Source organism: Candidatus Allofontibacter sp. (assembly GCF_038145245.1).
In the GTDB taxonomy this organism is placed as follows: domain Bacteria; phylum Pseudomonadota; class Alphaproteobacteria; order Pelagibacterales; family Pelagibacteraceae; genus Fontibacterium.
The window spans coordinates 1-20,144 of record NZ_JAYQPI010000013.1 but is presented as its reverse complement, the minus strand read 5'-3'; the positions used below and the strand labels follow the sequence as shown (position 1 = coordinate 20,144).

General features: G+C 28.2%; 20 protein-coding genes. 16 read left to right on the top strand and 4 right to left on the bottom strand.

All coding sequences use genetic code 11. The annotated features are described in order from the left end of the window. Both dnaK and grpE read right to left on the bottom strand, forming a co-directional pair. On the bottom strand, positions 1 to 1,664 hold a 1,664-nt coding region (dnaK, locus tag AC8IGH_RS03030; protein WP_507419243.1), incomplete at its 3' end, for a molecular chaperone DnaK. 116 nt (positions 1,665 to 1,780) lie between these two features. Next, positions 1,781 to 2,350, bottom strand: coding sequence for a nucleotide exchange factor GrpE (grpE, locus tag AC8IGH_RS03025; protein WP_507419242.1), 570 nt, complete (start codon positions 2,348 to 2,350; stop codon positions 1,781 to 1,783). A 78-nt stretch (positions 2,351 to 2,428) separates the two neighbouring features. Here grpE and rph point away from each other — a divergent pair, with 78 nt between their 5' ends. Genes rph through AC8IGH_RS03005 form a run of 4 tightly spaced genes read left to right on the top strand, consistent with a single transcriptional unit; the run spans position 2,429 to position 5,198 of the window. After that, entirely contained in the window at positions 2,429 to 3,145 is a 717-nt protein-coding gene (gene rph / locus AC8IGH_RS03020; RefSeq protein WP_507419241.1) for a ribonuclease PH, read from the top strand. Next, positions 3,135 to 3,752: an RdgB/HAM1 family non-canonical purine NTP pyrophosphatase gene (gene rdgB, locus AC8IGH_RS03015; protein ID WP_507419240.1), complete on the top strand. Its 618-nt coding sequence runs from the start codon at positions 3,135 to 3,137 to the stop codon at positions 3,750 to 3,752. Before rph ends, rdgB begins: the two co-directional genes overlap by 11 nt. A gap of 4 nt (positions 3,753 to 3,756) precedes the next feature. Further along, positions 3,757 to 4,614, top strand: a complete 858-nt coding sequence (rsmI, locus tag AC8IGH_RS03010; RefSeq protein ID WP_507419239.1) for a 16S rRNA (cytidine(1402)-2'-O)-methyltransferase — start codon at positions 3,757 to 3,759, stop codon at positions 4,612 to 4,614. Then, the gene (locus AC8IGH_RS03005; protein ID WP_507419238.1) at positions 4,611 to 5,198 is read left to right on the top strand and encodes a BON domain-containing protein; all 588 of its coding nucleotides are present in this window, start codon (positions 4,611 to 4,613) and stop codon (positions 5,196 to 5,198) included. Before rsmI ends, AC8IGH_RS03005 begins: the two co-directional genes overlap by 4 nt. Here AC8IGH_RS03005 and AC8IGH_RS03000 read toward each other — a convergent pair. After that, a complete protein-coding gene (locus AC8IGH_RS03000; RefSeq protein WP_507419237.1) occupies positions 5,195 to 7,462 on the bottom strand; it encodes an NADP-dependent malic enzyme in 2,268 nt (755 codons plus the stop codon). The genes AC8IGH_RS03005 and AC8IGH_RS03000 overlap by 4 nt on opposite strands. Before the next feature lie 99 nt (positions 7,463 to 7,561). On the opposite strand from AC8IGH_RS03000, the gene murJ reads away from it, so the two are divergent. From murJ to AC8IGH_RS02975, 5 genes are all read left to right on the top strand, one after another. Next, positions 7,562 to 9,076, top strand: coding sequence for a murein biosynthesis integral membrane protein MurJ (gene murJ, locus AC8IGH_RS02995; RefSeq protein ID WP_507419236.1), 1,515 nt, complete (start codon positions 7,562 to 7,564; stop codon positions 9,074 to 9,076). Between the two features lie 7 nt (positions 9,077 to 9,083). Then, on the top strand, positions 9,084 to 10,091 hold the full coding sequence (gene trpS / locus AC8IGH_RS02990; protein WP_507419235.1) for a tryptophan--tRNA ligase: 1,008 nt from the start codon (positions 9,084 to 9,086) through the stop codon (positions 10,089 to 10,091). Then, complete coding sequence (locus AC8IGH_RS02985; RefSeq protein ID WP_507419234.1) at positions 10,091 to 10,546, top strand: universal stress protein; 456 nt, start codon at positions 10,091 to 10,093, stop codon at positions 10,544 to 10,546. The genes trpS and AC8IGH_RS02985 overlap by 1 nt, the downstream gene beginning before the upstream one ends. 73 nt (positions 10,547 to 10,619) lie before the next feature. Continuing rightward, entirely contained in the window at positions 10,620 to 11,159 is a 540-nt protein-coding gene (locus AC8IGH_RS02980) for a NifU family protein (protein ID WP_507419233.1), read from the top strand. Between the two features lie 11 nt (positions 11,160 to 11,170). Further along, complete coding sequence (locus AC8IGH_RS02975; protein WP_507419232.1) at positions 11,171 to 12,319, top strand: glucosaminidase domain-containing protein; 1,149 nt, start codon at positions 11,171 to 11,173, stop codon at positions 12,317 to 12,319. Here the strand turns inward: AC8IGH_RS02975 and AC8IGH_RS02970 are convergent. Further along, positions 12,316 to 13,368, bottom strand: coding sequence for a polysaccharide deacetylase family protein (locus AC8IGH_RS02970; protein ID WP_507419231.1), 1,053 nt, complete (start codon positions 13,366 to 13,368; stop codon positions 12,316 to 12,318). The genes AC8IGH_RS02975 and AC8IGH_RS02970 overlap by 4 nt on opposite strands. On the opposite strand from AC8IGH_RS02970, the gene AC8IGH_RS02965 reads away from it, so the two are divergent. The 7 genes from AC8IGH_RS02965 to trmB form a co-directional block, all read left to right on the top strand. Beyond that, complete coding sequence (locus AC8IGH_RS02965; protein ID WP_507419230.1) at positions 13,367 to 13,915, top strand: hypothetical protein; 549 nt, start codon at positions 13,367 to 13,369, stop codon at positions 13,913 to 13,915. The genes AC8IGH_RS02970 and AC8IGH_RS02965 overlap by 2 nt on opposite strands. An 86-nt stretch (positions 13,916 to 14,001) precedes the next feature. Further along, positions 14,002 to 15,321, top strand: coding sequence for a tRNA (N6-isopentenyl adenosine(37)-C2)-methylthiotransferase MiaB (gene miaB, locus AC8IGH_RS02960; RefSeq protein ID WP_507419244.1), 1,320 nt, complete (start codon positions 14,002 to 14,004; stop codon positions 15,319 to 15,321). After that, entirely contained in the window at positions 15,321 to 16,346 is a 1,026-nt protein-coding gene (locus tag AC8IGH_RS02955) for a PhoH family protein (RefSeq protein WP_507419229.1), read from the top strand. Before miaB ends, AC8IGH_RS02955 begins: the two co-directional genes overlap by 1 nt. Then, on the top strand, positions 16,333 to 16,800 hold the full coding sequence (ybeY, locus tag AC8IGH_RS02950; RefSeq protein ID WP_507419228.1) for an rRNA maturation RNase YbeY: 468 nt from the start codon (positions 16,333 to 16,335) through the stop codon (positions 16,798 to 16,800). Before AC8IGH_RS02955 ends, ybeY begins: the two co-directional genes overlap by 14 nt. Before the next feature lie 8 nt (positions 16,801 to 16,808). Beyond that, complete coding sequence (gene lnt, locus AC8IGH_RS02945) at positions 16,809 to 18,347, top strand: apolipoprotein N-acyltransferase (protein WP_507419227.1); 1,539 nt, start codon at positions 16,809 to 16,811, stop codon at positions 18,345 to 18,347. Continuing rightward, positions 18,340 to 19,503 carry a methionine adenosyltransferase gene (gene metK, locus AC8IGH_RS02940; protein ID WP_507419226.1) on the top strand — a complete coding sequence of 388 codons (1,164 nt, stop codon included), beginning with the start codon at positions 18,340 to 18,342 and terminating at the stop codon, positions 19,501 to 19,503. Before lnt ends, metK begins: the two co-directional genes overlap by 8 nt. A 1-nt stretch (position 19,504) precedes the next feature. Next, on the top strand, positions 19,505 to 20,144 hold a 640-nt coding region (trmB, locus tag AC8IGH_RS02935), incomplete at its 3' end, for a tRNA (guanosine(46)-N7)-methyltransferase TrmB (protein WP_507419225.1).

The window sequence follows — 20,144 nt, the reverse complement described above, 5'->3', positions numbered from 1 at the left end:
TCTGAAATTTTGCTTCCGTGTTCTTTTAAGCTTTGTTCAGTTGAAGCTATTAAAGAGTCAGCATGATTTTTTGCATCCACTTCATCTCTTTTCTTTTTATCAGCTTCTTTGTTAGCTTCTGCTTCTTTAACCATTTTTTGAATTTCTTCATCGGTTAAACCACCAGAGGCTTGAATTTGAATCTTCTGTTCTTTTCCAGTTCCTTTGTCTTTTGCAGAAACGTTAACGATACCGTTAGCATCAATATCAAAAGTCACTTCAATTTGAGGAACGCCTCTCGGAGCTGGTGCAATTCCTGTTAGTTCAAAATTGCCTAATAATTTATTATCATTTGCCATTTCTCTTTCGCCTTGGAAAACTCTAATTGTTACGGCCGGCTGATTGTTCTCGGCTGTTGAGAATGTTTGGCTTTTTTTAGTTGGGATTGTTGTGTTTTTTTCAATTAATCTTGTAAATACTCCACCCAAGGTTTCAATACCAAGTGATAATGGAGTAACATCAAGCAAAAGAACGTCTTTAACATCGCCTTGCAATACTCCAGCTTGAACAGCTGCACCTAAAGCAACTACTTCATCAGGGTTAACGCTTTGGTTGGGTTCTTTTCCAAAAAAACTTTTAACAGTTTCAACAACTTTTGGCATTCTTGTCATTCCACCAACAAGAATAACCTCATTAATTTCAGATGCAGTGTAACCAGAATCTTTTAGCGCAATTTTGCAAGGCTCAATTGTTTTTTCAATAAGGGTCGCAGTAAGAGCTTCAAGTTTTGCTCTTGTGATTTTCATATTAACGTGTTTTGGACCACTTTTATCTGCAGTAATAAAAGGTAAGTTCACTTCAGTCTGAGCCGAAGAAGATAATTCAATTTTTGCTTTTTCTGCAGCTTCTCTTATTCTTTGTAATGCCAATTTATCAGTTTTTAAATTGATTCCACTTTCTTTTTTAAATTCTTCAATAATATAATCTGTAACTACAGAATCAAAATCATCACCACCTAAAGAAGTGTTTCCGTTTGTAGATTTAACTTCAAATACTCCATCACCCAATTCAAGAACTGAAATATCAAAAGTACCACCTCCTAAATCGTATACAGCAATAGTTTTAGCTTTTTTCTTATCAAGACCGTAAGCAAGCGCAGCTGCCGTTGGTTCATTTATAATTCTTAAAACTTCAAGACCTGCAATTTTTCCAGCATCTTTAGTTGCCTGTCTTTGTGCATCGTTAAAGTAAGCAGGAACAGTTATAACTGCTTGTTTTACTTCGCTACCAAGATATTTTTCTGCAGATTCTTTCATCTTCATTAAAACAAAAGCAGAAATTTGACTTGGAGAATATTTTTTATCACGTGACTGAACCCATGCATCAGTACCGTTATCAGATTTTATTACTTTGTAAGGAAGTCCTTGAATGTCCTTTTTTAAACTTGAGTCGTCAAAACTTTTTCCAATTAATCTTTTTACAGAAAAGAAAGTATTTTCAGGATTTGTTACTGCTTGCCTCTTTGCAGGAAGACCAACTAATTTTTCACCAGATTCTGTAAATGCTACGATGGAGGGAGTTGTTCTAACGCCTTCAGCATTTTCTAATACTTTTGGTTGCGCACCATCCATAATAGCAACGCATGAGTTTGTGGTTCCTAAATCTATTCCAATTATTTTTGACATAAAATTCTATTTTTAATTAATTTGTTAACCCTATGTGGTGTTTAATTTTAAGATTACAACCTTTGAGTCTAATTTTTTTTTGTTAAAAAAACCTTAATTTATTTAGCTTTATTGAACTATTGAGCAGTAGGGGTTTTTTTTTTAGAAATAGACACAAGTGCTGGTCTTAAAAGCCTATCATTTAACATATACCCTTTTTGAATTTCATTAATCACTATTCCATCTTCTTGTTCACTCTCAACTTCATTTAAAGCTTGATGAAAATTAGGATCAAATTTTTTACCAATAGACTCAAATGACTTTATTCCATTCTTATCAAAACTATTAATCAATTCTTTTTCAATAAGCTCTATTCCAAGTATCGTGTCTTTAAATTCATCTGATTTGAATTTGGGATTGTCCTTAAATAAGCCAAAGGCTCTTTCTAAATTGTCAGCAAGGTTAAGAATTTCTCTAGCAAACGATGAAGAACTATACTTAATTAAATCTTCTTTTTCTTTTTCATGGATTTTCCTAAGATTTTGATTTTCAGCAAGTGAACGAAGTAGTTTATCATTCAATTCTTCTATTTTTTTTTCAAGATCAATTTCTAAATTTGGCTCTAAATTATTATTTTCTGGAGTTTCAGTTTTTTGTTCTTGATCTTTATCAGAAGTATTAGAAGTAGTTTGTTCGTTGTTATTCATAGGTCTATATATTTAAAGCAATACTTTATAATTTTTTTGACATATATAGGTACTATATTTCAGATTTCTAGCTTTATTATGAGAAAAGATAACAGAGATAATCTTAGTTTAAGAAAAATTGAGATAATTCCAAATTTTATTAAAAATTCAGAAGGATCTTGCCTTGTTAAGTTTGGAGAAACCCAAGTTGTTTGTACCGCTTCGGTTGATTCAAAAGTTCCAAGATGGCTTCTTGGTTCAGGAAAAGGCTGGATAACAGCTGAATATGGGATGTTACCAAGATCAACCCACGAAAGAATGAGACGAGAGGCTACAGTTGGAAAAATCGGAGGCAGAACATCTGAGATACAAAGATTAATAGGAAGATCATTAAGAGCTGTTGTTGATTTGGGATTATTAAATGAAAAATTAATTACAATTGATTGCGATGTTTTGACTGCTGATGGTGGAACAAGAACAGCAGCTATCAGCGGTGGTTTTGTTGCATTAAAATTATGCATTGAATATTTACTTCGAAATAAAGAAATTAAGACAGACCCAATACAACAGTATGTAGCCGCGGTTAGTTGTGGAATTCTAGATAATAAAATTTTATTAGATCTAAATTATGCTGAGGATAGTAAAGCAGAAATTGATGCTAATTTTGTAATCACTGAAAATATGCAATTAGTTGAAATTCAGGCAACGGGTGAGAGAAAAACATTTTCAGACCAAGATTTAAGCGAAATGTTAAAAATTTCAAAGAGTGCAATTAAAGAAATAATTCAACATCAAAAATCTTGTTTTGAAAAATAAGTTAATAAATTTAAAAAATATAAAGTCTTTATTGATAGCAACCAACAATAAGGGAAAGCTTTTAGAAATAAAAAAATTACTGCCCAAGCATATTACATATTATAGTCCGAAAGATTTTAATCTCATTGAACCAATAGAGAATAAAAAAACATTTGAAGGCAACGCTGTAATTAAAGCTAGATTTTGTGCAGAAAAATCTAAATTAATATCTTTATCAGATGACTCAGGCTTAGAAATATCAACTTTGAATGGAGATCCCGGAGTTTATTCAGCTAGATGGGCAGGAAAAAACAAAGATTTTAAATTAGCAATTAAAAAAGTTTATTCAAAAATAAAAACAAAAAAAATATTAAATAAAAAAAATAATGCTAGATTTTACTGTGCTCTTGCGGTTGCTTTTCCAAATGGAATGTACAAAACATTTAGTGGAATAGTTAATGGTAAAATTTCAGAACAACCCAAAGGTAATAATGGATTTGGTTATGATCCTATATTTATTGCAAATGGTTATAAAAAAACTTTTGGCGAAATAAAACCAGATTTAAAGGATAAAATAAGTCATCGTTATAAAGCGTTTAATAAAATAAAAAGATATTTTAAGTACTAAATTTATGGAAAATATTAAATTTATAGATCAAAATTTAGAAAAAGGACTCTATTTAGTCTCAACGCCTATTGGAAATTTAGCGGATATTACCATACGCGCTTTAAATATTTTAAAAAAATCAGACATTATTTTGTGCGAAGATAAAAGAGTTTCAAAAAAATTATTAGATTATTATAATATTCATGCTCAATTATTTTCTTATCATAAATTTAACGAAAAAGAATCAGTTACAAAAATATTAGAAATTTTTAAAAAGAATAAAATCGTGTCTTTGATTAGTGACGCAGGAACACCATTGATATCTGACCCTGGAAAAATTTTAATTAATGAGATTGAAAAAAATAATATAAAAATTATTCCAATACCTGGAGCTTCAGCGGTAACGGCAGCATTTAGTTTAGCAGGTTTTAGTGATGATTATTATTTTTATGGATTTTTGCCAAAAAAATTAGGTGAGCGAAAGCAAGTATATGAAAAATTTTCTAATTTAGATAGTTCAGTTATTATATTTTTACCGGCCAGAGACTTAGTTTCCATAATAAATGAGATGAAAGAATTTCTTGGTGAAAGGAAGATATTGATTGCTAAGGAAATTACAAAAATACATGAGAATATAATAAAAGGAACGCTTGATGAGATTCTTGATAAAGTTAAATCAATTGTTCTTAAAGGAGAGGTTACAATAGTATTGTCTTCGCAGGCGAATAAAAATAAAGACAAAAATATTGATTTAAATAAAGAAATTTTAGATTTATCAAAGAAAATGAAAACAGCCGATCTTGCAAAATATTTATCGAAAAAATTTAAATTTTCAAAAAAAGAAATTTATCAAAAGATTTTAATGTTAGATAAAAAATTATGAAATTTTTAAAAGTAATTTTTATATCTTTATTATTAACTTCTTGCATTGGAAACATCACGTCGACTGTTTTTGGTGTTGGAGTTAATATTAACTTAGATCCAAGATCTCCAGGATTATACTTAGATGACAAATTAGCAGAAACGCTGATCATCAAGAAGATTGTTCAAAATAATTATAAGCAGATTTTTTTAAATGTTAGAGTTATTGATGGAACTGCGATTTTAAGTGGTCGCGTTGAGAAAGCTGAAGATAAGTTAAAAATTACAAAATTTGCGTGGGAAACAGCGGGTATTAAAGCTGTTAAAAATGACATTGTTATTGCAGATGAAACTTCTTTTAAGCAGAGAGCAAAAGATATTTTAATATCTTCACAACTTAGTGCAGCATTATTAGTTAATAAAAAAATTAATTCCCGCAATTACAATTTAGAGACAATCAATGGAAAAATTTATATTTATGGAATGGCAAGAACAAATTCAGAGCTTGAGGAAGTTATGAAAGAGGCAAAATCAATACCTGATGTAGTTGAGATTGTTCCAAGTATTATTCTTGCTGATAATTTATCTAGAAAAAATTATCTTTAGTTTTTTTGGTATTTAATTACGTCTGCCTTATAAGCAGCCATTGCTGCCATATTAAATATGTCAGTAACTTTTGATCTTAAAGTTGAGATTTGAATAGGTTTATTTAAACCAACTAAAATCGGACCAATCAAAGTACTTCCACCTAGTTCTTTAAGTAGTTTTGTAGAAATTGCAGCGCTGTGAATGGCTGGCATTATTAATATATTTGCTGGCGCAGACAATTTTGAAAATGGATAAATAGTTTTAAATTTTTGATTTAAAGCGACGTCTGGTTGCATTTCTCCTTCAAATTCAAAGTCTACTTTTCTTTTTTCAAGAATTTCTCGAGCCTCTCTTAAATGGACACTTCTTTCTGACATTGGTTTTCCAAATGTGGAGTGAGCAAGAAAAGCAACTCTAGGAATAAAACCTAAGATTTTAGCCACTCTTGCCGAAGATACAGCTATATCTGCCAAATTTTCAGCAGTTGGATATTCATGCACGTTTGTATCTGCAATAAAAACAGTGCCTTTTTTAGTAACTGCAATTGTAAGTCCAAAAATAATTTCACCTTGTCTTTCATCTACAACATATTTTATATTCTCTAATGTATCGCTGAAAGTTCTAGTCACTCCTGTTACCATTGCGTCAGCATCACCAAGATCGACCATACAAGATCCAAAAACAATTCTATTTGTTCTAATTAATCTATCACAGTCCCTTTTTAGGAAACCTTTTCTTTGTAATCGTTTATAAATGTGGTCTGTGTACTTAAGTCTTTGTTTTTCATTTTTTGAATTATGAATTTCAATAGATTTATCAAGTTTTAAACCAAGCTCTTTTAATTGTTGTGCAATCTTTTCACTGCTTCCAATTAGAATAGGAGTTCCAAGTCCATTATTTTTAAAGTCGATTGCAGCTCTTAACATAGACTCTTCTTCACCTTCAGCAAAAATAACTCTTTTTTGGTTTTTTCTTACTTGTAAATAAATATTTTGTAAAAAACCTACGGAAGGATCTAATCTTGCAGCAAGGCTATCCTTATAAGCTGAAAAATCTTCAATTTTCTTTTGTGCAACTCCACTTTTCATAGCAGCCTCTGCTACAGCAGCAGATACATTTCTAATTAATCTTGGATCAAATGGAGATGGAATTATGTAATTTTTTCCAAACTTTGGTCTTTCTCCACCATAAGCAGAAACTACTTCATCAGGAACATCTTCCTTTGCAAGATCTGCTATAGCTTTTGCAGCTGCAATTTTCATTTCCTCATTAATTGTTTTTGCTCGACAATCTAAAGCTCCTCTAAAGATATAGGGAAAACCTAAAACATTGTTTACTTGATTTGGATAATCAGATCTTCCTGTTGCAATAATTGCATCATTTCTTGTTTGTTCTATTAGTTCAGGAAGAATTTCAGGATCAGGATTTGCACAGGCAAATATAATAGGATCTTTTGCCATTGATTTTACCATTGCAGGAGTTACAACATTTTTTGCAGACAAACCTAAAAATACATCTGCACCTTTCATCGCTTCCTCTAAAGTTCTAAGTTTTGTATCTACAGCATGAGTTGATTTAAATTGATCTACCTTTGGACGTCCTTTGTAAATTACACCGTCTCTATCAAGCATAACAACATTTTCATCTGGTAAGCCCATTGCTTTTAATAAAGAGATGCATGAAATACCAGCAGCCCCTGCTCCATTAGCTACAATTCTAATTTTCTTTATAGATTTTTTTACAATTTCTAGAGCATTTAAAATTCCAGCAACAGTAATGATAGCAGTGCCATGTTGATCATCATGAAATACGGGAATATTAAGTTTATTTTTTAATTCTTGTTCGATAATAAAACAGTCAGGAGATGCAATATCTTCTAAATTAATTCCTCCAAAACTATTTCCGATTTTAGCAACACAATTAATAATTTCTTCAGCATTTTGTGAGTCAACTTCAATATCAATTGAATCAATGTCGGCAAATCTTTTAAAAAGAACAGCTTTGCCTTCCATCACGGGTTTTGATGCAAGTGCGCCTAAATTTCCAAGACCTAAGATTGCAGATCCATTTGATATGACCGCAACTAAATTTCCTTTACTTGTGTAATCATAAGCTTTCGATGGATCTTTTGCTATAGCCTCAACAGGAACTGCAACGCCAGGAGAATAGGCAAGCGCCAAATCTCTTTGTGTTGACATTGGTTTACTAGCTATTATTTCAATTTTTCCTGGCTTACCTTGGCTGTGATAGTCTAGGGCTTCTTTTTCTGTAAACTTTTCCATAATATTGTTTTTAAAAAAAATAAAACTGTAAGAAGAAGTTATTTTTCTTATATAAGTTCTTAGATTTTAAATTAAAACAAAATTGAAACTAAATATCAAATGAATATTTTGAAAAATATCTCTTATTTTGGTTTTTCAACTTTTTTAAGTAGAATTCTTGGCTATTTTAGAGATACGCTAATCGCAGTATTTCTTGGAACCTCTGCGATTGCTGATGCACTTTTTGTAGCTTTTAGAATTCCAAATACTTTTAGATCTTTATTTGCAGAAGGTTCTTTTAATTCTGCATTTATTCCAGCCTACACAAAGCAAAAAAGTAGCAGCAAGAATTATTTTGCAAATCAAATATTAAGTTTACTAATTATATTTATTTTTTTTATAATTTTTATTATTGAAATATTTACACCTGAGTTTCTATTCCTTGTTTCGCCTGGTTTTAAAGATATTGATGGAAAATTTGATCTAGCTGTTAATCTTAGTAGGATTACTTTCCCATTTTTATTTTTTATATCTATTTCATCTTTTTTATCAGCTATTTTAAATTCAAAAGGAAAATTCTTAATTACTGCTGCAGCTCCAATCATATTAAATATTTTATTAATTTTATCTTTAATTTTTTTTCATAGTTCTCATACAGAAATAGTTTATGCTTCTTCTTATGCTCTGACGCTTGCAGGAATTATTCAGGTTATTTTTTTATTTTTTTTCGCAAAAAAATTTTTTAAACTTAATTTGAGCTTTATTATTAATATAAATAATCAAGTTAAGTCTTTTTTTAGAAAATTGTTACCAAGTGTTTTTTCATCAGGGGTAAATCAGATAAATATTTTAATTGGAACCATAATTGCATCCTTTGAAAGTAGCGCAGTATCTTATTTGTATTATGCAGATAGAATCTATCAATTACCACTAGCTCTTACTGGAATTGCAATCGCAACTGTTATTTTGCCTAGTCTATCCAAAGAAGTTTATAAATCTAAGTTGATTAAAGTAAATTTTATTCAAAATCGTTCTTTAGAATTATGTTTATTTTTATCTTTTCCAGCAACAATTGGAATTTTTGTTGCATCAGAGCAAATTATATCAGCTCTGTATGGTTATGGATTTTTCGATTCTGAAAGTATTATTAATACTTCAGCAGCACTTTTGTTATTTGGAATTGGGTTACCTGCTTTTGGACTAATTAAAATTTATTCAAGTTTTTATTTTGCAAGAAGTAATACAAAATTTCCTTTTTACTTGTCCTTATTTTCGGTGATTTTAAATATTTCAATCAGTCTTGCTTTATTTAAGAGCTATGGTTTTTTAATTATACCCATTGCAACCAGTATTTCAGCTTGGTTAACGGTTGTTGTTTATCAAATAAATCTTATAAAATCTGGATATCATTCTTTTGATAAATTATTTGTTATTAGATTTATAAAATCACTTTTGTGCACATTAATTATGGGTTTTGTTCTTTTCTTTTTATTAAATTATTTTTCAAGTTATTTAGAATCAAAATCAATATTAAAAGCTATAATATTAATAATCGTAGTTTTATTCTCCGCTTTTATCTACTTTTTAACTGCCTATTTTTTAAAAGCATTTCGTATTAAAGATTTAAAGGTTTAAATTTTAAATGATCAAAAATAGAATTTTATCCGGAGTGCAGCCAACTGGAAATCTTCATCTTGGCAATTATTTAGGCGCCATTAGAAATTTTGTTAAATTACAAAAAGATTATGAATGCTATTTTATGTTGGCAGATCTTCATTCAATTACAGTATTTCAGGATCCAAAAAAATTAAAAGATAATATCATTGAAACTGCCGCAGTTTTTCTTGCATGTGGTTTGGATCCAAAAAAAAATGTTATATTCAGTCAATCTAGTGTTCCAGGACATTGTGAATTAGCCTGGATATTTAATTGTGTCGCACGAATTGGCTGGTTAAATCGAATGACACAATTTAAAGAAAAAGCAGGATCCAATAAAGAAAAAGCAAGTGTTGGACTTTATTCTTACCCAACTTTAATGGCAGCTGATATTTTACTTTATAAAGCAACGCATGTTCCTGTAGGAGAAGACCAAAAGCAACATCTTGAGTTATGCAGAGATATAGCAGTGAAATTTAATAATGATTTTAATTGCAAAGACTTTTTTATATTGCCAGAACCAATAATTACAAAAGAAGTTGCAAGAATTATGAGTTTAAAAGATGGAACTAAAAAAATGAGCAAATCTGATGAGTCTGATGCTTCAAGAATTAATTTAACGGATACGGAAGAAGATATTATACAAAAAATTAAAAAAGCAAAAACAGATAACGATTTAATTCCAGAATCTGAATTAAAATTAGCAGACCGACCAGAAGCTAGAAATTTAATTAATATTTTTTCAATTTTAAATAGTAGTTCAATTGAAAAAAGTTTAAAAGAATTAAGTGGTAAAAATTTTTCTGAGTTAAAAAATAGATTAAGCGATTCTTTAATTAAAGAAATTGTTCCTATTGGAAAAAGAATTAAAGAGTTTAAAAAAGATACAGATACAATTAAAAAGATATTAAAAAGTGGAAGTGAAAAAGCTAATAGCGAGTCTCAAAAAACTATAAATGAGGTTCACAAGATTCTTGGGCTATCTTTGAAATAATGAGAAAAAATTATCTAGTTGTTATTGATGAGAGTGATGAGTTGAAGAATGCTATTTATTTTGCGGCTAAAAGATCAGTAGCAAATAACGCTAATTTAATAATGCTTTATGTTGTCAGACCTGCTGTGAATATGGAATGGGCGTCCGTTGGAAATTTAATTGAACAAGAAGAGACGAGCGAGGGAAAAAAAATTAGTAGGCTTTGGTCAACAATAGTTGAAGAAAAATTTAAAATAAAACCTCAAATTATTATTAAAATAGGTGATAAGGTTGATGAAATAATTAAATTTCTTAAAGAAGATAACAGTATTAGATTTCTTGTACTCGCTTCTTCAATTGAAAGTGATCCTGGGCCTATCATAAAATCTTTGTCAAAAAAAATGAACGATTTACCTGTCCCATTGCTGATAATTCCTGGTCTTATCTCTGAAAAAGAACTTGATAATTTAATATAAGTTATTGAATTATAAGCGTTATTATAAATGGTAATTACTTTAACAACAAATCATACTAACTAAATATATACATATGAATATTGATGTGCAGCAGACCCCAAATCCAGACACATTAAAATTTGTATTAGGTTTGGAATTGGTTGAAAATGGGTCTATCGAATTTAAAAGTCACTTAGAGGCTAAAGAATATCCTTTTGTTCAAAAGATATTTGAACTCGGTGCTGAACTTGTGTTTTTTGGTAATAATTTCATTTCTGTTAAAAAAAATAGTTCAACAAAATGGGAGCATATATTAGAAGAAATTAAAAATATTATAAAAAATGATTTTCCTAAGAATTTCAGAGCTATTACTGTAAAAAAAGAGATAAGCGAAAATAAAGATGAAATCTATAAAAGAATAGAAGAAGTTTTAGAACTCAAAATACGACCTGCCGTTGCTATGGATGGAGGAAATATAAGTTTAAGATCTTTTGTTGATGGTGTGGCTGAAGTAGAGCTACAAGGCAGTTGTGCAGGTTGCCCTTCCTCTACATTGACTTTAAAGCAAGGTGTTGAACGAATGCTGGTTCATTATGTACCTGAAGTAAAAAGCGTTAGAGCTGTAAGTCTATAATTTAAATTAAAATGAAGAAAACTTTTTATAAAAGATTAATAAATTTATTTAAAGATATAAAGTCAGCTATTTTAAACAATGGTTTTTCACGTTACATTGTTGATACAATTTATCCAACTTTTAAATTTTTTTCTTTTGTCTTAAAAAATATAAATAAAATTTATTCTTTTTTAATTAAGAAAGTTAGTCTTAAAAAGATATTACCCTATTCTTTAATTATTACTTTAATAATTTTTACAGCTTTTATTCCAGAGATGTTCAAGTCTGTAGGTGATAAAAGAAAAATTATTAATAATGAAACAGACGCTTATTCTACAAACGATCCATCAATTGATCAAATATTAAAGAAAAGTTTTTTAACAAATGATTCAAAAAAATTAGGCTTAGATTTTCAGCAAGTAGTAAGTATTATTAATTTATTTGAAAAAAGTGGATACAATCTTGAAAAAGTTAGAGAAGGAGAGCCAGTTGCAAATTTCTTTTTAGCAAAATTTCCTGATGGGATTGGTGAATTAGACAATATTGAACAAAGAAAAAAAATTTTTATACAAATATTATTGCCAATAGTTTTGTCAGAAAATGATAAGATCATTGCAGACAGAAGAAAACTCGTCACCATCATGAATAGAAGAAGTTTTAAAAAAGATGCTGATTGGTTAAATGAAAAATTTCAACAATATAAAGTTAAAAATAACAGTGTTAAAGAATTACTAGTTAAAATGGATATCATTCCTCCTTCATTAGCTATAGCGCAAGCAGCTTATGAAAGTGGCTGGGGAACATCACGTTTTGCAACAGAGGGTAATGCTTTATTTGGTCAATGGGGATGGAAAGAAAACGCCGGGATGGTGCCTGAAAATCGAGCTGAAGATGAGAAGCACGAAATATCAAAATTTAACCAAATTAGGTATGCAGTAAGCGCCTATAAAAATAATTTAAATACACATCCTTTTTATGATCAATTCCGCACTGAAAGAGCTAAACAAAGATCTAGTAGGTTAAGTGGATCTATATCAGGATTAAAATTAATTAAATATGTACATAAATACTCGATCAAAGGAGACGATTATGTGCTTGGCTTAAAAAAGATTATTGAACAAAATTCACTGCAAGATTTTGATAAATCAAATCTAGCGGTTAAGAGATCAGGATCAATCTAATTACCATTTATTACAAATTGAAATCCAAACCATCTAAATTGGTTATCTTTATCTAATAAGGAACAGTTAATTCTTCCAGTTCTTTCTTTAAATTTTTTATCTAAATTAATTCTTATCCAATTTTTTTCAATGAATGTTATTTTCTTTTTTTTCCACTCGCCACCATCATTAGCAAAGCAATTTATTTTTTCTAAATTAGCAATCTCTTTAAAAAATTCTATTTCAATTTTTGGAGGATTCTCTGATTTACTAATAAATTTATTTTCTGGTTTAAAAGACTTAAAAGGAAAAGGCTTAGTATTTAATAATGTTAAAAATCTTTCTGCTTTTCCATAGTTTTCATTTACAGGGTAACGAGGAAGTTCTAATAAATCTTTTGATCTATCAATGACGCCAGAATGCTGTCCAAAAGCTAGCTCGTAATTGAATTCCTTTACAATTTTTTTAAAGGCAGAACTGTACTCACCAAATGGATATGAAAAATATTTTGGTCTAAAAGATAATTCTCTTGAAAAATCTTTATGAGATTTATCTAAGTCCTCTCTTATTTCAATTTCAGATTTATTAATTAAATATTCATGAGAAAAACTATGCCCACCAATAGTTCCAATTTTAGAGTTATGTATTTCTCTTATCTGATCCCAAGTCATATAATTAGGGTTATTGGCGTTCACTTCTCTTGTATTAAGAAAAAGGATAAATGGAATTTTTTTGTCTTTTAATATCTTCCACCCATTATCATAAAATGATCTATAGGCATCATCAATAGTAATTAGAACTTTTTTAGAATCATAATTTTTATTTTCAATAAGAATTTTTTTTAATTCATCAATTGAAATAAATTCAATATTGTTTTGATTAATAATTTCTAGTTGCAAGTTAAATTCTTTAAGCCTGACATTAGTTGAAGGATATTTATTTTCTTCAAAACGATGATACATTAATCCAATAATGCCTTTTTCATTCTGATATTCTTGAGAATTAACTGCAGAATGATTAGCAATTATTAAAAAAATAATTAAAATAATTCTTTTTATAAATGAAATCATGAATTTTCGTTTTTGTTCAATCGATTTTACTCTTGGATGTTTAATACTAATTGTAAAGGAAAACAATTCTGACTTTACTTTAGTAAAGGATAAATTCTTAAATAGTGAAAATTTTATAAATATTCTCTTAGATTTCTTTAAAGAGAATAATTTAAAAATAGAAAATTTAGATTTTTTTATGATTAATTTAGGACCTGGTGGATTTGTTGGTCTTAGAAATATTTTATCTTCAATTAAAAGTATTGCTTTAGTTAAAAAAATTAAATTACTTGGATTTAATAATTTTCAGATTTTAAAAACTACAATTGATAATCAAGATTATGAAAAAGTTGCTTTAGAAATAAATAATAGATTCTACATAAAAGACCTAAAAAATTGTCATGACTATTATTCAAAATTTACTGCTCAAAAAACTTTAGATAATATAAGCGATAAAGTAGTGAAATATTCTAAATTGCCCAAATATACTTCTAAGAATCTTCAATATATTTTGGATAATAAACTTTTTATTGATAGCAAATTATTCCCTATTTACGACAATATATAACAAATATATTTCATTTATTTGTTTTTTTTTATACCTTCATTGCGTCTAATATTTTGAGATTAAAATAATTGTTAAAAAAATTTTATATAAAGACTTTTGGTTGTCAGATGAATGAGTACGATTCTGATAAAATATCTGACTTAATGCAGTCTGTTAATTTTACAAGATCTGAAACTTTAGCAGATGCAGATTGTATTATATTTAATACTTGTCACATTAGAGAAAAAGCAACGGAAAAAGTTTATTCTGATATTGGTAAAATTAAAAAGCTAAATAGATTTAAAAAAAAACCCATTTTTGTATTAGCAGGATGTATAGCTCAGGCTCAAGGTGAAGAGATTTTTAAAAGAACTAACTATGTTGATATTGTTGTTGGGCCACAATCTTACCACCGATTGCCAGAACAAATCAAAAATTTTGAAGAAAGAAAAAAAAATTTTTCTGACATTAATTTCGAATTAATAGAAAAATTTGATACCTTAGATAATTTAAAATCTTCAAGAAAATCTAAAACTTCTGAATTTTTAACAATCCAAGAAGGCTGCGATAAATTTTGTTCTTTTTGTGTGGTACCTTATACAAGAGGGGCTGAATTTTCTAGATCAATTAGCAGCATTATTAATGAAGCAAAAAAATTATCAGATAACGGAGTTAGAGAAATTGTTTTGCTTGGACAAAATGTTAGTGCTTATAAATTTGTTGACGGAAATAAAACTTATAACTTAGCAAAACTTATAGATGAAATCGCTAAAATTAGTTCAATTTGTCGAATACGTTTTACTACTTCTCATCCAAATGACATGGATCAAGAATTGATAGAGGCTTTTAAATATCAAAAAAAATTAATGCCCCAATTACATCTGCCTATTCAATCAGGATCGAATAAAATTTTAAAATTAATGAATAGAAAACACACAAGAGAATATTATTTGGATTTAATTGCTAAATTTAAAGAAGTAAATTCAGAAATGAAATTTTCTAGCGACTTTATAATTGGTTTTCCAGGCGAGGATGAAGAGGATTTTCAAGATACACTTGATATTATTAATAGAGTAAATTTTATAAACTCTTATTCATTTATTTATAGTCAAAGACCAGGTACCCCAGCGGTTGATCGAGATCAAATATCATTAGATATATGTAAAGATCGGCTGTTAAGGTTGCAGACTTTATTAACTGATATTCAACTTAAAAATAGTAAAGAATTAATTGGAAAGAAAGTTGAAATATTAATTGAAAATAAAACTAAAACGCCTAGTCAATTTTTTGGTCGAAGTAAGTTTATGCATTCTATTTTTTTTAATTCTGAAAATTGTAACCCAGGAGATTTAGTTAATATTGAAATTACTTCCTACAATAGTAAAAATCTTTTTGGTATCTTGCAAAAAGAAGAAGCGCTTGTTTAATGAATATATCTAAAGTTTCAAGTTCACAAATAGAAATTATTGAAAAAAATAATGACTATCTAAGTTTTTATATAAAAAATAATTTAGTTTTAAGCAAAATTATTGGTGAGTTTGATTCTAATCTTAAAGAAATAGAAAATATTACTAGTACGAAAATAAATTTAAGAGGAAATCTAATGATCGTGCGTGGAGATCTAAATAACAGACAGTCAGTTGTTCAAATTATGGACAATCTCATAGCAAAATTTGTAAACACTAATAGTATTGAGAAAGAAGATATAAAGACTATTTTTGATGTAACTAAAATGAATAGAGTCGAAGCAAATCCTAATTCAATTTATAGTGATAATGATGCAATTAAAACATCAAAAAAAATTATTTTACCAAGATCAGAAAAACAAAAGATTTACGTTGATGCTTTAAAAAATCATAGAATTGTAATGGCGTTAGGGCCTGCCGGAACTGGAAAAACATTTTTGGCCGTTGCAGTAGCAGTTACATTTTTATTAGAAGATAAAGTAAAAAAAATAATATTATCAAGACCCGCAGTAGAAGCTGGAGAAAATTTAGGTTTTTTACCAGGTGATATGAAGGATAAAATTGATCCTTATCTTATTCCACTTTATGATTCTCTTTATGAATTATTAGGCTACGAGAAGATTCAAAGAAAAATAGAAGAGGGAGTAATAGAAATTGCTCCTCTTGCATTTATGCGAGGAAGAACACTTAAAGACTCATTTGTCATATTAGATGAAGCGCAAAATGCAACGTTTACTCAAATTAAAATGTTTTTAACTAGACTTGGCAATAATTCAACAATGGTGATTAATGGAGATCCATCTCAAGTTGATTTGGCAAAATCAAAAGAGTCCGGACTATATGAAACTACGAAAATTCTTAAAGATATTAAAGAGATTAAAACAATAAACTTTGATCATAATGATGTTATGAGACATCCTTTGGTTTCTAAAATCGTTAAGGCTTATGATGATTATAAAAAAAAAGAGCCAAATGGTAAAAGTTAATTTAGTTATTGATCATAAGAATTGGAAATCTAGATATCCTAAAATTAATTCGTTTCTTAACAAAAGTATTAAAAAAATCTTATCATTTATATTTTTATCTCAAGCAATTACCTTTGAGATATCTATTCTTCTAACGGATACAAAAAATATGAAGAAACTTAATAAAAGATTTAGAAAAATTAATAAAGATACAGATGTTTTATCATTTCCTGCTGAGGAGAAAAATTTTTTTAAGAGACCTCTTAAATCAAAGAGGAAAGTTTATCTTGGAGATATTGCCTTAAGTTATCAATATATTGAAATGATAATTAAAAAACAGAATATAAGTTTTGATAATTATTTAAAAAAAATGTTAGTTCATGGGGTTTTGCATCTGATTGGCTATGAGCATGATTCACTTAAAAAATATAAGAAAATGAATCTATTAGAGCAAAGAATTCTTAGAAATATTTAAAACTCAAGATGTTAAAAAAAAATATTTTTTTTATTTATATTTTTTTATTATTATTAGGTTCTTTATCTAGTTTCTCTTTACCCCCTTATAATTTTATTTTTATAAATTTTATTACCTACTCTTTATTTTTGTATTCGATAATTTTTTTTAAAGAAAAAAAATTAAAATTATCTAACTTCTTTTTTTTAGGTTTTGCTTTTGGTTACGGATATTTTGCAAGTAGTCTTTATTGGGTATCGCACTCATTAACTTTTGATAAACAGCTAACTTTTTTAATTCCGGTTGCCATATTAGGTTTGCCTATTTTACTTGCTGTTTTTTACGGTTTTGCAGTGCTTGCAATTTTTTCATTTATAAAAAGAGATTATGTTTTTTTATTAATATTTTCTATTTCATTATCGGTATTTGAGTATTTGCGTGGAATATTATTCACTGGATTTTCTTGGAATCTAATATCTTATTCATGGAGTTTTTCACTTGAGAGCATTCAAATTTTAAAATTAATTGGCACATATACCTTTAACTTTTTTAGCATTTTTACTTTTTCAATTTATTTTAATTCTTTATGGCCTGTTCAGTTTAAGAAAATATTAATTAATTCTTGTTTTTTATTTATTATTTTAATTTCAAATTATTTATTTGGAAAAATTATTATAAAAAATTCAGAGTTTAATCATCATGAGGAGGTTAAAGTAAAAATAGTTCAACCCAATATTGATATTGTAAAAACTTGGGGGATAGAAAATGAGAAAAAAAACATAACTTCTCTACTAAATCTTAGTAACGCTAATAAGAAGGAAAAAACTTTAATTATTTGGCCTGAAGGGATGATCCAACAAACTAATCCTAAAGATTTATATAAATATAAAGAATACTTTAATAAAAATTTTTCTAAAAATCATTTGATTATAGTTGGTATAACCAATCCAAGTATTTTAGGTAATAAAATTAATTTTTATAATTCTTTAGTTGTATTAAATAATAATGCCGAAGTTATCAGCGTTTATAATAAAATCAAACTTGTTCCATTTGGAGAATTTATTCCTTTTGAAAATTTATTAACGAAATGGGGATTAAAAAAAATTACGTTTGGATATAGTTCGTTTTCCTCAGGAAAAGAAAGAAAAGAGATTAAAATATTTAACAATTTAACTTTTCTGCCTTTGCTTTGTTATGAAATAATTTATTCTGGAGATCTTAAACGCGATTCTAAAGATTATAATTTTATAATAAATATTTCAGAAGATGGTTGGTTTGGGGATTCAATTGGTCCCTATCAACATTTAACGCAAGCAATTTTTAGAGCAGTGGAGCAAGGTGTTCCAGTTGTAAGATCAACTAATAAAGGTATGTCTGCCTATATCTCTCCAAATGGAAAAATTATAAGCCTTTTAGAATTAAATAAATCAGGGTTTATTGATTTAAAATTGTCATTTTTAAAAGGAAAAACCTTATTTTCTTTATTAGAAAATAATATTTATTATTTTACAATCTTACTAAGTATTATATTCGTTATTGTTCTTAGAAAACTAAACAAGAATGGCTAAACAAAATTATATATTTACTAGTGAGTCAGTATCAGAAGGACATCCTGACAAAATTTGTGACATTATATCCGACTCAGTACTTGATTTATATTTATCAAAATTTCCTGAAAGTAGAGTTGCTTGTGAAACATTAGTAACCACAAATACGGTTATAATTGCTGGAGAAGTAAGAGGCCCAGAAATAGAGAGTGATGAAATTGAAAAATTAATTCGATCTAGAGTTAAAGATATTGGTTATGAGCAAGAAGGTTTTCATTGGAAAAATTTAAAATTTACTAATTATCTTCATAGTCAATCGCAAGACATAGCTGTAGGCGTTGACTCGTCGGGTAATAAAGATGAGGGCGCTGGCGATCAAGGAATTATGTTTGGTTATGCATGCACAGAGACAAAAGATCTTATGCCAGCACCGATAAGTTATTCTCATAAAGTTTTGCAATTAATGTCGGAAGCAAGAAAGTCTGGTAAAGAAAAATTTTTAAGACCGGACTCAAAAAGTCAATTCTCAGTTGTTTATGAAAATGGAAAACCAAAAGGAATTTCCTCGATAGTTGTTTCAACGCAACATGATGAAAGTGTTGATCAAGAAAAAGTTAAGGAGATTGTTCGTCCTTATGTTTTGTCAGTTATTCCAAAAGGCTGGATGTGTGATGAGGAACATTTTTATGTTAATCCAACGGGTAGATTTGTAATTGGTGGACCTGACGGAGACTCAGGATTAACAGGTCGAAAAATTATTGTTGATACTTACGGTGGTGCAGCACCTCATGGAGGTGGAGCTTTTTCTGGAAAAGATCCAACTAAAGTGGACCGTTCAGCAGCCTATGCTGCAAGATATTTGGCAAAAAATATTGTAGCAGCGGGCGTTTCAGAAAAATGTTTAATTCAATTATCTTATGCAATTGGGGTTTCTCAACCTCTTTCAATTTATATCGATTTATTTGATGGTGAAGATAATAAATCAAAAAAAATTGAAGAAATTATTTCTAAAAATTTTAATTTAAGCCCAAGAGGTATTCGTCAATTATTAAAACTTAATAAACCGATTTATCAAAAAACATCAGCGTATGGACATTTTGGTAGACAACCAGAAAACGACGGCTCTTTTAGTTGGGAAAAAACAGATTTAGTTAAATATTTTCAATCAAAAGTGTAAATTGATCGAAGGTAAGAAAAAAATTTTTTTTGGAAGATCAAAATCAAGAGCATTATCTAAAAGCAAAAAGTTTTTTTATGAAAATTATAAAAAAGAATTTTTAGTAAATTTTGAAGAAATTAAATCAGTTAAAAATAAAGATTTTGTTTTAGAAATAGGCTTTGGTTTAGGTGAAAATTTACTATTTCAAGCGAGTACCAATCCAAAAGATTATTTTATAGGAGTTGATCCATTTATTAATGGTGTAGCTAATGTTGTTCAAAAGGCTAAAGAATTAAATTTAAATAATATTTCAATCTTGGATACACCAGTGCAAAAAGTTATAGATAATTTTTTAGATAATTTTTTTTCAAAAGTTTTTGTTTTATTTCCAGATCCTTGGATGAAAAATAGGCAAAAAAAAAGAAGATTACTTAATTATTTATTTTTAGAAAAAATTTTAAAAAAAATGAAAATTAAATCGACGTTAATATTTGTGACTGATGATCAGGATTATTTTAATTATGTATTAAAAGAGATTTCTTTATTAAAGAAAAAGAATGATACTTTTGAATATAATTTGAGTAACAAACATCCTATAGTCGATACAAAATACTCAAATAAAGCCAATAAATTAAAAAAAGATATTTATTTTTTAAATC